The 13,490-nt window shown below is 65.4% G+C and carries 10 protein-coding genes; 5 read left to right on the forward strand and 5 right to left on the reverse strand.

The window, feature by feature from the left end; all coding sequences use genetic code 11:
- Positions 1-9 precede the first annotated feature (9 nt).
- From FREUN1FDRAFT_RS04760 to FREUN1FDRAFT_RS04780, 5 genes are all read left to right on the forward strand, one after another.
- Entirely contained in the window at positions 10-1,509 is a 1,500-nt protein-coding gene (locus tag FREUN1FDRAFT_RS04760) for a glycosyltransferase family 4 protein (protein WP_006538823.1), read from the forward strand.
- On the forward strand, positions 1,506-2,417 hold the full coding sequence (locus FREUN1FDRAFT_RS04765) for an NAD(P)-dependent oxidoreductase (protein ID WP_006538824.1): 912 nt from the start codon (positions 1,506-1,508) through the stop codon (positions 2,415-2,417). Before FREUN1FDRAFT_RS04760 ends, FREUN1FDRAFT_RS04765 begins: the two co-directional genes overlap by 4 nt.
- A gap of 269 nt (positions 2,418-2,686) precedes the next feature.
- Positions 2,687-4,363 (forward strand): heparinase II/III family protein, encoded by a 1,677-nt coding sequence (locus FREUN1FDRAFT_RS04770; protein ID WP_232295045.1) that lies wholly within the window; start codon positions 2,687-2,689, stop codon positions 4,361-4,363.
- Between the two features lie 16 nt (positions 4,364-4,379).
- Positions 4,380-5,885, forward strand: coding sequence for a DUF362 domain-containing protein (locus FREUN1FDRAFT_RS04775; protein WP_232295046.1), 1,506 nt, complete (start codon positions 4,380-4,382; stop codon positions 5,883-5,885).
- On the forward strand, positions 5,882-7,237 hold the full coding sequence (locus FREUN1FDRAFT_RS04780) for a phenylacetate--CoA ligase family protein (protein WP_006538827.1): 1,356 nt from the start codon (positions 5,882-5,884) through the stop codon (positions 7,235-7,237). Before FREUN1FDRAFT_RS04775 ends, FREUN1FDRAFT_RS04780 begins: the two co-directional genes overlap by 4 nt.
- Before the next feature lie 470 nt (positions 7,238-7,707).
- Here FREUN1FDRAFT_RS04780 and FREUN1FDRAFT_RS41040 read toward each other — a convergent pair whose 3' ends face one another.
- From FREUN1FDRAFT_RS41040 to FREUN1FDRAFT_RS04805, 5 genes are all read right to left on the reverse strand, one after another.
- Positions 7,708-8,598 carry a glycosyltransferase family 2 protein gene (locus tag FREUN1FDRAFT_RS41040; protein WP_006538828.1) on the reverse strand — a complete coding sequence of 297 codons (891 nt, stop codon included), beginning with the start codon at positions 8,596-8,598 and terminating at the stop codon, positions 7,708-7,710.
- 208 nt (positions 8,599-8,806) lie between these two features.
- Positions 8,807-10,324 (reverse strand): hypothetical protein, encoded by a 1,518-nt coding sequence (locus FREUN1FDRAFT_RS04790; RefSeq protein ID WP_006538829.1) that lies wholly within the window; start codon positions 10,322-10,324, stop codon positions 8,807-8,809.
- On the reverse strand, positions 10,321-11,331 hold the full coding sequence (locus tag FREUN1FDRAFT_RS04795) for a glycosyltransferase (protein WP_232295047.1): 1,011 nt from the start codon (positions 11,329-11,331) through the stop codon (positions 10,321-10,323). Before FREUN1FDRAFT_RS04795 ends, FREUN1FDRAFT_RS04790 begins: the two co-directional genes overlap by 4 nt.
- Before the next feature lie 29 nt (positions 11,332-11,360).
- Positions 11,361-12,737 (reverse strand): oligosaccharide flippase family protein, encoded by a 1,377-nt coding sequence (locus FREUN1FDRAFT_RS04800; RefSeq protein WP_006538831.1) that lies wholly within the window; start codon positions 12,735-12,737, stop codon positions 11,361-11,363.
- Positions 12,734-13,480 (reverse strand): FkbM family methyltransferase, encoded by a 747-nt coding sequence (locus FREUN1FDRAFT_RS04805; protein WP_232295048.1) that lies wholly within the window; start codon positions 13,478-13,480, stop codon positions 12,734-12,736. The genes FREUN1FDRAFT_RS04800 and FREUN1FDRAFT_RS04805 overlap by 4 nt, the downstream gene beginning before the upstream one ends.
- Positions 13,481-13,490: the final 10 nt, after the last annotated feature.

The following is a 13,490-nucleotide window of genomic DNA, read 5'->3' on the forward strand; positions in this document are numbered from 1 at the left end:
GTCGATGTCGTGAGGCGTGGCGCTGGTCCCCCGCGGGTTCTGCTCGTTACCCACTACTTCCCCCCCGAGGTGGGCGCCCCCCAGGCACGCCTGTCGGAGACAGCGCGGGCCTGGGCCGCCGCCGGCCTCGACGTCACCGTGCTGACCGGCATGCCGAACCATCCGACCGGTGTGGTGCCCACCAGTTACCGCGGCGCACGCAGGCGGTTGGAACACACCGACGGGTACCGGGTGGTCCGCACCTGGCTCTATGCGACCCCGAACGAAGGCGTGCTGCGCAAGACCCTCAGCCACCTGTCGTTCATGGTGACGTCGGTGCTGCTGGGCGGCCGGCCCGCTGGCCCCGTCGACGTCGTGGTCGTCTCCTCGCCCACCTTCTTCGCTCTCGGCTCGGCCTGGGTCCTGGCGCGTCTGCGGCGCGCGCGGCTGGTGGTCGAGATACGCGACCTGTGGCCTGCGATCTTCGTTCAGTTGGGTCTGATCACGAACCGCAAGGTCATCGCGGTTCTGGAAAAGCTGGAGCTGGCCGCATACCGGGCCGCAGACGCCGTTGTCACCGTTACCGAAGGCTTCCGTGAGGACATCATCCGCCGGGGCATACCCGCGGAGAAGGTGCACGTGATCCCGAACGGCGTCGACCTCGATCGATTCAGGCCAGACGAACCCGCATCCGCGGAGGTACGGGCCCGGCTGGGAGCCGGGCCCGCCGACACGCTCGTGCTCTACGTCGGCGCACACGGCATCTCGCAGGGCCTGACCTCCGTCGCCGACGCCGCCGCGCTGCTGGCCGAGGAAACGCCCTCGATCCGTTTCGCCTTTGTGGGCGAGGGAGCCGACAAGCGGCGGCTCACCGAGCACATCAGGCGGCTCGGCCTCACGAACACCGCCCTTGCGCCCGCGGTCCCCCGCTCAGACATGGCCGCGCTGGTCGCCTCCGCCGACATCTGCCTGGTTCCGCTGCGGGACGTACCACTGTTCGAGACTTTCATCCCATCAAAAATGTTCGAGCTGCTGGCCGCGGGCCGCCCGCTGATCGGCTCGGTGCGCGGCGAGGCAGCCCGCATCCTGACCGAGGCCGGCGCCGTGGTCGTACCGCCGGAGGACCCGGAGGCCCTCGCCGGCGCCATACTCGACCTGGCGACGGATCCGGACCGCAACGTGGCCATGGGCCTGGCCGCACGCGAGCATGTCGCGCGGCACTTCGACCGATCAGCACTGGCCGCTCGCTACCGTCATCTACTCCTGCGGGTCCTGGCCGGGCAACCTCAGGAGGAACAGCCTCACCACGGGCAGCCCCCACCCAACCAGCGGGAGGGCGGGCAGCACCAGCAGGCACCGGATGGCCCGAGGTCCGAGGACGAGCTGCCAGCGGCGGCCTCGGCATACCGGCCGGCCGCGCAGGGGAAGCCGCGTAACGGCGCCCAACCAGTACCCCGCCCCCGCCAACCTGGTCCTGAGAACCCTCGAACCGTCACCCACCATGCGGAAGGACGAGGGAGCGGGCGATGAGGCTACTCGTCATCGGGGGCAGCGGATTCCTCGGATCCCGGACCGTACGGCACGCCGTGGCCGCGGGCCACGAGGTCACCGGCCTCGCTCGAGGAGGGTCAGGCGCGGGCCGTCTGAGCGCCCTCGGCGCCAAGGTGGTCCGGGGTGACCTGGATGACGCCGCCGCACTGCGCGGCGCCTTCGCAGAGACGAAGGCCGACGCACTGCTCAACATCGCCTCGCTCGGCTTCGGGCACGCCGACACAATTGTCGAAACAGCATTGCAGGCTCACCTCACCCGCGCCCTCTTCGTCTCCACGACCGGAATCTTCACCGCGCTGGACCCGCCGTCGAAGCAGACGCGGCTGGCCGCTGAGAACACGATCCGCACAAGTGGGCTCGACTGGACGATCATCCGGCCAACCATGATCTACGGAGGGCCGGACGACCGCAACATGGCGCGGCTCCTCAACCTGCTGCAGCGCTGGCCGATGTTGCCCATACCGCTGCCCGGCGGCGGTCACCAGCTCCATCAGCCCATACACGTCGACGACCTCGCCGAGCTGCTCGTTCGCGCGGTCGAGCTCGACGTCACGATCGGCCGCACCTACACCGCCGCCGGACCCGCCGCGCTGACACTGCGCCAGGTCGTCGAGCAGGCCGGCGCCGCCGCGGGCCGCCGCCCGACGTGCCTGCCCATCCCGGTCAGGCCGGTGGCGGCGCTCATCGGCGCCTACGAGCATCGATCGGCCCGCCCGCGACTGAAAAGGGAGCAGATCGCCCGGCTGACCGAGGACAAGGCCTTCTCGATTGAGGATGCCGTGCGGGACCTCGGTTTCGCTCCTCGGCCGTTCGCCACCGGCATCCGGCAGGAGGCGACGCTCTGCCGGAACCAGAAGGCAGCAACGAGAGATCGAACGGGCAGATGACGGCCTCCTTCTCCTCCGATGTGGCGAATGATCGGCCTGCCTGGGCCGGCGGCACAGTGACACCCGCTCGGCTCGACACGCTCGACGGGCTCGACGGGCTCGGCAAAGAAGCCGATCAGGGTGAAGTCGACGGCGTCTCATCGACCTCCCCGACCACTGGGTCCGTAATGGCCCGCAGATCACACCTGGCTGGTCGATACCTGCGAACGGTAGCGCTGCTCCGGCCGGAACAGGCCGTCGCGCGTGTTCGTCTCCGCGCGCAACGTGCCATGCCCGTGTACTTCCCCACCACCTCGCGCCGGATCGTGGATGCACTCGCGCGGCCGGGCCTGCGATCTGGAGTTCACGCTCGTTGGCCGGCTTCCTTCGTTCCGTTCGACGCCCGCCTCGGCGAGGTGTGGCCGCGCGCCACTGACCTCGCCGATGGGCACTTCACCCTGCTGGGAACCACCCGCCACCTCGGCGAACCGGCCGACTGGGCCCAGCACGACGCGCCGCTGCTCTGGCGGTACCACCTGCACTACTGGGACTGGGCCTGGTCGTTCGCCCTGCATCCAGAGCGCGAGTGGGCCCGGGCGGAGTTCGACCGGCTTTACCGCTCCTGGCACCGGGCCACAATGTTCGGACGTGGCCCAGCCTGGTCGCCCTACGTGGTGTCGCTGCGGATCTGGTCATGGTGCGGGCTGCTCGGGTCACTCGCCGACGACACACTCGCTTCCGCACTGACCACCGATCTCGCCGAACACGGAGCTTTCCTCCGCCTGCACCTGGAGACCGACGTCGGTGGAAACCACCTTCTGAAGAACATCAAGGCGCTGCTGGGGATCGCCGTCGCGTTCGACGACGCGGCCGCGAGGAAGCGTTGGACCGCACACCTGCTTCGCGAGATCGAGCGTCAGGTACTGCCCGACGGCGGCCATGTCGAGCGCGCACCCGCCTATCACTGTCAGGTACTGGCGGACCTCGATGATCTGGCAGGCCTGCTCGACTCGGCCGGCGAGAGGGTCCCCGACGAGCTGACCGCGGCACGACTACACATGCGGAGCTGGCTCGACGACATCCTGGCACCGGATGGCACGGTGCCGATGACGAACGACGGCTACCCTGTCCCGCGTGCGGCGGTTGGCGTTCTGCTTCCGCACCGGTCCAGAACGCACAGCGTGCGGAATCCGGACCGCCCGGCTGGCACCGGTCTCACACTCTTCAGTGATTCGGGGCTGGCCGTCCTGCGCGCCGGGCCCTGGCGGGTACTCGCCGATGTCGGGCTGCCCTGTCCGGACGATCTTCCGGCGCACGCCCATGCCGACTCCCTGTCGTTTCTCCTCTGGTATGACGGCACACCGGTGCTGGTCGACAAGGGGACCTCGACCTATGCACCGGGTGCGACCCGCACCGCCGAACGCGCGACCGCGGCACACAACACGGTTGTCGTGGACGACGCGGATTCCACCGAGGTATGGGGCGCGTTTCGGGCAGGCAGACGGGCCCGGGTCACGCTTGGCCCGGTCCGCCACGACGAGGCCGCCGACCGGTTGAGCCTGACCGCCATGCATAACGGCTACCGATGGATGACCGGCCGGCCGGATCATCTCCGGACCTGGACGATGGACGCGAACTCGCTACTCATCGTTGACCGCATCGCAGGCGGGCATCGCCACCGTGTAGACGTGCTGTTCCACCTGGATGCCGGATGGCATGCGAAGTATGACGAGGCCGGAGTGATAATCGAACGAAACACCGCGCCAGGACCCTTCCGCCTGACGACGTGTTTCGACGCGCATCGGGACGAAAGCGTCAGGAGGGGCCGCTGGCGAATCTGGACGGACACGCTCGCGGTTGGGTGGCAACGGCAGATCCCAGCCGTGGTCGTCGCCTACACAGTGACCGCGGACCTTCCACTCGAGCTGCATACCCGCTTGACCGCAGTGGGGAGCACCGATGTCTGACTCGCCGGTTTCCAGGTTGCCCTACCAGGTCGCGCTGACCCGCACGAACCAGGCGACCTATCCTTCGACGCCGCCCTTCTCCCCGCATACCGCCTACCCGGAATACGGTTTTGGTCACCTGAGCGGCGAACCGAACCATGTCTATGCGGCGGTTCGGCGGGTTCTCGCTCTGGCCGGCCTCGACACGGCCAGAGTCGATACCTCACAGTGGAATCCGCTTGGCGAGTATGTCGGGCCCGGAGGAACGGTGGTCCTCAAGCCGAACCTCGTACGCGAGTTCCACCCTCGGGATCCCGATGGCTGGCAATGGGTCCTCACTCATGGCTCTGTCATTCGTGCCGCGGCCGACTACGCACTGCGAGCTGTCGGGACAACGGGCCGGATCGTGATCGCCGATGCACCGCAGACCGACTCCTCGTTCATCGGCATCGTCACCGCTCTCGGCCTCGACCAGCTGCGCGACTTCTACCAGGAGCGGGGGTTCAGCGTCGACCTGCTCGATCTACGCCAGGAAGAATGGACAACCCGCGGCGGCGTCGTGACAGCGCGACGTCGTCTCCCCGGCGACCCGGCTGGTACCGTCGCCTTCGACCTGGGCGACCGGAGCGAGTTCGTCGGCCATCCTGGCGCCGGCCGCTACTACGGAGCCGACTACGACTCCCGTGTGGTGAACCATCACCACACCGACGGACGCCACGAGTATCTGCTGTCCGCAACAGTGATGCAGGCTGATCTGATCATAAATCTGCCCAAGCTGAAAAGCCACAAGAAGGCCGGCATCACGCTAGGGATGAAGAACCTGGTCGGCGTGAACGCCGACAAGAACTGGCTCCCGCACCATACCGAGGGATGGCCGGGAAACCGCGGAGACGAGCACCCGAGACCAAGCGCGCGGCACCGCGCAGAGCGCGCGGTGGTCGGGGGCCTGCGGCGTGCCGCTCTCGCCTGGCCCGGAGTCGGCACACGTACATTGCGGATCGCGCGCCGCGGCGGCACTCCAATATTCGGCGACGGGGACACCACCATCCGGAGCGGAAACTGGTGGGGAAACGACACCGTCTGGAGGATGTCTCTGGATCTGAACAAGATTATCCACTATGGCAGGCCGGACGGGACGCTGACGGAAAGCCCACGGCCCACTCGGCACATCGTGCTCGTGGACGGCATCATCGCGGGACATCGCAATGGGCCGATGAGCCCCGATGCGCTCCCCGGCCGGCTGGTCGCCTTCGGGACGACACCGGCCGCCGTGGACGCTGCCGTCACCGTGCTGTTCGGCTTCGATCCTGAACGAGTGCCAACCGTTCGCCAGGGATTTCGCTGCCACCGGCTGCCGCTTGCCAACGGTGACTGGCGCGAGGTCGAGATCGTCGGAGACCACACGGCCTGGAACGGACCGATTGGACGTATTCATCCCACAGCCACCCTCCAAGCTGAGCCTCACTTCGCCTGGAAAGGCCGGGTGGAACTATCGTGGGGCGATGTTCGGACGAATTTCAGCGACGGATCGGGCTCACCATGAAAGGCTCCGCAATAAGCCGCTCGCGGGTCGCGGCAGCCGCCTTCCGCGCTGCTTGCGACAGCCCGCTGGTCACGGCGCACCTGAAAACCCTGGCTCAGCTCGAACTAGCTGAGCCGAACGAGGTCGTTCAATGGCAGGAGAGACGCCTTCGACGTTTCGTCGACAGGTGGGCGACAGCGGTTCCCTATTACCGGGAGAATCCAGAGTATCTGCGATCGCCCGACGGGACGGCGGCGGTGCTGGACAAGGAGACCGTCCGGCGGTCGTCCGCCGCGTTCGCCAATCCGAAGGTGCCCGCGCGGCAGGTGACTACCGGAGGGACTGGGGGCCGCCCGCTGAGCCTCCGGATCTCCTATTCATCCTTCTTTTCGGAATGGGCACACATTGCCTACGTCTGGTCACGCGCCGGAGTCAGACTGAACGACCCGAAAATAACCTTCCGCGGCAGCAGTCTTGGGACCGGCTTCTACGGCCGTCCGATGATCTACCAGAGAACCTACAACCACATGGCCGTTTCACCGTTCCATCTTTCCGAAAAAACCTTCACAGAGTTGCTCAGCAGTATCCGTGATCTACGTCCTGTCGCGATCTGGGGGTACCCTTCCTCCATAACCCCGTTCGCCCTCTGGGCAGCTCGGACCGGCCCGCATCCCGAGCTCGCCCGGCTTCGAGCGGTGCTTCTTGCCAGCGAAGGGGCCCTCGACTGGCAACTGGATCTGTTCCGCGAGGTGTTCGACGCACCGCCGATTCGCTGGTATGGCCAGAGCGAGAAAGTCGTGTTCGGTGCCGAGTGCCCGCGCGTTCCCGGCCATTACCACGTTACTCCCACCTACGGAGTGGCCCAGGTCATCAATGACCGGATCATCGGCAGCGGGATGACGAACGCCGCCATGCCGCTCCTACGCTATGACACCGAGGACGGCGGCGTCCTCGCACCGCCAGGGCTCATGGGACGACGCTGTGCGTGCGGCTCCCCTTTTGTCGTCCTTCGCGACGTGGCAGGCCGCTGGGACCAGTCCCTGGTGTACGGAATGCACGACGAACCCATCTCGTCCGCGGCGCTCAACTTTCACGACGAGGCCTTCGCCCGATTCGACCGCTTCCAGTTCCGCCAGGAGCGGCGCGGAGAGGTCGAGTTGCGGGTCGCCTCGGCGGGTCGAGTTCCCGACGCCGCGGAGCTTGAGAAAGCGCGGTGCCTTCTCCAACATCGCGTAGGTGACCGTCTCGTCATCTCGGTCACCGTGGCGGCTGCCGACGACCTGTTGAGTCGGCGCGGAAAGATCCTCATGATCGATCAACGCTACCGCCCGAGTCAGGCTGATTTCTCAGCCATGCCGGCACAGCCGGCATAGAAGAAAGTAACCGGTCAGGTCCCGTGGGCCGTCGTTCACGGGACCTGACCCACGCCCGATGGTGCCTGAGTGTCGTCCCCGGTGTGGCTTGACGCTGGAAGGACGCCGGATCCGTTCGGTGTGTGCCGACACGGTGTGGCCGGTGACCGCGAGCGGGTCCGGTTACGGGCTCGAGTATCCGAGAGCCCGCTGCCCTGGCCACGGGTTGCGGAACTGTGACAACCCGCTCCACTGCCTGCTGTGCCTGCCGTTCCCGTCGTTCGAGCTGCCGCGGGTGCTCGGCGTCGACGACCGCGCGCCGCGTCGCCGGCGCCGGTCCGCCACCGCCCAGCCGTCGACGCCACCCTCACCGTGGCCCACCACAACGGTGGAACCGACCGGCTGGTTCTACAGTCCCGTCAGCGGACATCCGACGGAGTCAACCTCGGGACTACACCTCTCCCCGCCGCAGACCCCACGGCGAACTTCCGTCATGTTCCAGCGCTGACCCAGGAGCCCCAGAGTCTCGGGCGCGGCTCGTTGGACATCAGTTCGTCTGATCTCGGTTGCGTCGCCAGTCCGTCCCGAATTCCGTGAAGAATCATTCTGGAATGTTCGTGCGACTGCCGGGAGACTGCTTCCTTGAGAGCGACGCGGGGCGCGACGGCCAAGGCGAGCCAAGCTCCGACCAGGGCAACCGTCAAGGCATTCCGGTGCGACCGGGCAAACCAGAGTCTATTCCGCGCGAGATAGTAGGAGAATCCAGCTGAAGGAAGCGTTCCACCGCCACTGTGCCAGGCCTGCGCCGGACTGACTACAACTCTCCACCCGGCAGCTCTGACCCGGTAGCAGTAGTCAGTGTCCTCATATCCCAGGAAATACTTCACCGGCATTGGAACCTGGCGAAGACAATCTCCCCTGACGAACATGATCGCACCATTGATCCAATCCACGTCATCAACGTCGGTGGATGGAACTCTCCGCTTCTTCGGAATCGATGCCACCGGGGTCATCCTGCCGCATCCGGTGTGGATCCCGTCAGCGTTCAGCTGCGTCGGCCCTACAATTCCGACGCGCGGATCCGCGAATACGTCCAGGCATTCCCTGACCGTACTTCCCGTGAGCCGGACGTCGTTGTTGAGGAGGAGATAGGTGTCCGCTTCGGGCGCCGCCTCATATCCGGCCATAAAGCCGCCACCGAATCCGCGGTTGGAATCCGGGGTGAGCCACGTGAAAGCAGGGTCGAAAGACGAAGGCCGCGGCTTTCCGTCGTTCGCGACCACGATCACACGAGAAAACAGTGAGATCTCATCGAGCTGCCTCGCAAGCTCGATCGTCGGTTCGACCCCACCCCAGTGAACGATGACTGCGACAAGATTCATGATCGATTCTCCGGATTGAAGGACGGCCGGCTCACTCCGCGAAACCACCCGCCGGCTGGCCGTAATGACATCAGGTCAGCGACGACACATCCCGCCCAGTCTAGCTTCCTCGCACGCCAGGCTTTCGCACCGTTCGTCGTGTCTCCGGCTGACCCAGGAAGAATCAGCGTGAGCCGATTCCAGACCTCGGACGTCGCCCTGCGGACCATCAGCTAGGTTTTCTCTCCAACCCCCCGAAGGCGAACCGACTCACTACAAGTGCCGCACACAACTGGAGCGGGAGGCTTGCGATGATATCCGAGTAAGGCCTCTCGTGACTGACGAGAAGCAGCATAACCGGGACGAAGATCACCACATATCGAGGATCCGAAAAGGGGTGCAGCGCATCGTCGATCAGCCTACAGAATCCACCGAGGATGAACATCCCGGCCGCGACGACGAAAATTCCGCCGTAACGGTAGAGGTCGGCTATCGGGGAGATTGCGGCGGCGGTGTACAGGCTCGCGTCGGTGCCATAGTACTCCTGATTGAAGGTGTAACCATCCACCACTATCGGCTTATCGGGCCACAGTGCACGTGGTATCGCCGTGAGCATCGGCGCCAGCATGAGGTCCTTGATGTCACGGTTTGGCACGATGGCTGGTGTCCGCTGAACTACGATCGCTATGCTGTCAATTCCACGCAGACGCCCGGAGATGTACTTTGTCGGGCCAACCGACTCGGCGTCATCCGGCTTCCGGTCACTGACTGTTTTTGACAGCAGATCAGGCGCCGAACGCAGCGCAGCGCCTGTTCCGAGGTGCGAGTCAGGGCCACGAACCAGACCCCTGTATGCCATATTGAACGGGATCACCACAAAGACAAAGACAACTGCGGCCAAGCAGAGCATGCGCACGGGCAGCCGTCTTCGCACCGCGACATAGGCGACACAGGCGCCCGCGATGGTTATAACGAACTGCCCTTTCATGCCGCTGATCAACGCGAAAATGGTCTCGATGAGGGCGAGCGCGGCCACGCACCTGCGCCGGCGGGCGTCACCGTGGCGGCCCAGGTCTGCCACCGCGATCATCAGGCCGGTCACGCCGAGATTCGCTGCCATCGACAGTGGATAGGTGAAGGCGCTTGATTCGCTTACGCGCTTCGACACGTCGCCCAGGTACCCGTACTGGCCGAGCGCCAGCAGCACGAGCCGGGCCGCCGTGGCAACGAACGCCAGAATCCATGGAACCGCGGGTGAGCGCAGGCGGAACTCAGGACCCGGTGCCGCAAGCCTGCCGAAGTTCCGTGCCACGGCTGTCGCCGCACGCCCCAGAGTCAGTAGATATCCCGATGTCCAGACCGCGACGGCAATGCTGACGACCTTGAGAGCCTCAAGCACACTCACACGGTCGATCTGGGCGAGGAGGCCCAGCTGCGGCGCTGTCCATGTCGTAGTCAACAGCCCGAGGACCAGGCCGGTCCAGGCCAGATACCAGGGCCCGAGGCGAATCTCGCCGAGACCGCTGCCTCGTCCGCAACGCGCGCCCACCAGCGTGATCGCGCTTATACATTCCAGCGTCAGCGCGACCGACCGCAGGACGATCCTGGAGTTTTCGGAGAGACTCCAAAGCCCTTCCGCTGAAAACAGCAGCACACTTGCAGCCGCCAACGGAGCCCAGGTCAGGGGGATGGCGGCCACCACCGGTGACGAGCGATGTCCCCGCGGCAGCGTCCCGATTGGGCTCACCACAAGATCTCCAGTAGCCGCGTGAGACGGTCCTGATAGGTGTGATCCCGGTGGCTTCGAGCGGCCGCGGCATCACCGACGGAGCGTGCCGCCGGGCGATCATCCGTGCACCACTTGATGCGCCCGAGCAGCTCTTCGAAGGTCGTGAACCCAAGGACCTCGCGCTCCTCGTCGTACAGGCTTTCCAGCGGAGGTCGACGCTCGCACAGGACAACGGCACCACACGCCGCGGCCTCGAAAAGGCGGCAGTTCACACTGGTCATCTCCGCTGGATGCAAGGCGTTCACGACCGCCAGCGCCTCGCGGAAGACTCTTGCCTTCTCAGCCCCTGTCACGTATCGGCCCGTGTGCCGCTGGACCAATCGCTCGTCCCAGAGCCACTTCGGGATCGGCGGGCCGTAGATCTGGACTTCGACGCCGTGACCGACCAGTTCTGTGATCAGCCGGGCGCGACCTGGATACATATTGCCGACGAACACGACATGCTGCTGCCCGTTCGCCGTATCCGGCGGCCGGTGCCGGGCGGGGTTACATGCCTCCGGCAGATAGTGTGCTGGAAGGCGGAGGACGTCGGCGAGTCTGGTCGTCAGCAGGGGGTCCTTGAAGAAAAGGGCGTTGTAGTCGCCCAGCAGAAACTGCAGACGACCCATGTTGGCGACACAGTCAGGAAACCACAGGCACACGCGGATCCCGCGGCGCCTGAGGTTCCGGACCGTCTGCGGGAGAAGCGGGTAAACCGCTATAACCGTACTGACGCGCTCGCGTTCTGCACGGGCGACGATCTGCCGTTGATAGGTGAGGTCAACCCGGTCGAAGGCGCTTCGCAGCGCAAGAACCGGCCCACTCAGCCAGCCGTTCGGCATCGGAATCGGGGGTCCGAGAGCCACTGGCTGAACGCCGATATCGGGAAGACAGTCTATGATGTTGTCAGCGAAGCTGTCAGACCCCAGTGGGCCGACCACTCCTACACGTTCCGCGCTGCCGGAGACTCGATCGTCGGTCGCCACGGGAGCTTCCTCTACGTTCCTCGCTCCAGTCATACAGTGCTTCCTCTCCCGGTACTTGTGGCGGTCTTCCGCATATGCTGCCCGCGCCGGGCGGAAATCAGTTGCCTGAATCTCACCATCACGGTGGCCAGCGGTGTGTCGAGGACTACCAGCACCGAACGGAGCAGCAGGATGAAGGTGATTCCGCTCGCGAGGCTGGAGGCTATCGCCGCGCCAGACACACCCATAGCGGGCGTCAACCCCGCCAGAAGCGCGATCTTGGCAACCAGGTCAACGAACTCGCACCGCGCTACCGCGAGATTCTCACCCAGGCCGCGCAGGATCTCGTGCATCGCACGGTTGCAGCCGAAGAGCGCGACGCCGCCTGCCATGAGCCAGAGAAGGTCAACGCTGTCCCGGAACTGTTCACCCATCAATGCCACCAGAAGGAAAGGAGCTACCGCACTGATCGCAATCACGAGTACCGTTCCGGTCAGGAGGCTCGCCGCCATCGCCACGAAGGCGATCCGCAGAACGCCACTCCCGCGCGACGCCGGGCTGCTCTCGCTCGACCTGGATGCGGCCAGGCGGGGCATCGCAACGAGGCCGAACGCTGAACAGAGCGGAATACCCACGGTAATTATCGAATTCGCCACCGTGTAGCGACCGAGTTGCGCAGGCTCCACCAGAACAGCCAGCAACAGGACGTCAAGGCGGGATGCCAATGCATGTGGAATGGCTGACAGCGTGGTCGCGGAGCCGTAGCGAGCGAGGTCTACGCCGACGTCACGGCGAACGTGGCCTCGCCCCGGCAGCGTTCGGCCACCAAGTATCGCCGCGAGCACGGCCTGTATCACGATAGATGCGGTCATGCACCATACGGCCAACGTGACTGTGAGCGTTTGCCCCAGAACGACCAACACGATCAATATGCTGTAGACGGCCGGCTGCGTCAGTCGCACCAGGTTCCAGGAAGAGAGGCTTGTCGCCTGTAGCGCAAATACCCAGCACGACCCGGCGAAAATAACCGGTTGCGCCATGAAGGCCATACGGAACGCAGCGACCGCATCGGAGTCACCTGTCGCGATCCACGGCGCTGCGATCATGCCGGCGGCAGCCACGGCCACGCCGATCACGAAAAGTATCAGGGCGCCGGTTCTGACCACGTCCCGCCCCTGGGAGGGGTTCTTTGCGACGAAGTAGCAGATGGCTGCGGTAATCCCCCCTTCGCAGATGGTGGCCGCTGTCATCGTGTAGGCGATGATCGCCGCGTAGGTACCTCGTCCAGACGCTCCCAGGACACGTGCCAGAAAAAGTCCGCTGACGAGCCCGAAGAGCGCTATCAACATGCTGGTGCCGGCCGTCGACCGAACCGCCCTGAAATACCCGCCGTCCTTGGCCGAGCGCCGACGCCGCTTCCCTGTCACGTTGTCTGGTTTCTAGGGAAACGGATCCGCTTCAGTTCCGCCACGACGCGATCAAAACGTTCCCATTTCGGCGTGAGGGCGAGAACATTCGACGAGAAGCCACCCTGGCCGGAGAGCCCATGCCGACTGAGGTTCAGAATTCGGTAGCCGAGGCCGGCGAGGTTGTCAACGATGTCGGCCGCTGTCATCCCACGTCGCTCGAGATGGGCCGGCAGGAGCTCCAGCAGCAACGCCGGGTGCTCTGTCGAGAGGATGTCCGACGCGCCCCGCAGGACGTCCAGCTCGAATCCCTCGACGTCGATCTTCACCAACACGGGCGGCCGGCGGGTGGCAGCGTAGGTGTTCAGGGTGGTCAGCGGCACGCTGACATCCGGCTGACTGCCGTCAGTCACCGGATGGGCGAGGCCGGAGGCGTTCCGGTGTATTTTCATGCCGATCTCTCCCTCGCTGGCACCGACGGCGGAGGACGAGATACGCACGTTCTGCAGCTGGTTCTGCTCGACGAGTGCCGTGAGTGTCGCTCGTGTCCCGTCTACCGGTTCGAAGGCGTGAACCTCCCCGAAATCACCCACGAGCCCCGCCGCCCACAGGGTGTAGACGCCGATGTTCGCACCGACGTCGTAACAGCAGTCGCCGGGCTCGAGGATGGCCGAAAATACCGGCGCGAGCGCCGGCGGCCGATAGCAGAGCGATACAAGCGAACTGATCGATCCGTCTCGGCATTGGTCCACCGAGAAGGTCATGCCATTTGAC

Origin of the sequence: Parafrankia sp. EUN1f (genome assembly GCF_000177675.1) — a bacterium.
Lineage (GTDB): Bacteria > Actinomycetota > Actinomycetes > Frankiales > Frankiaceae > Parafrankia.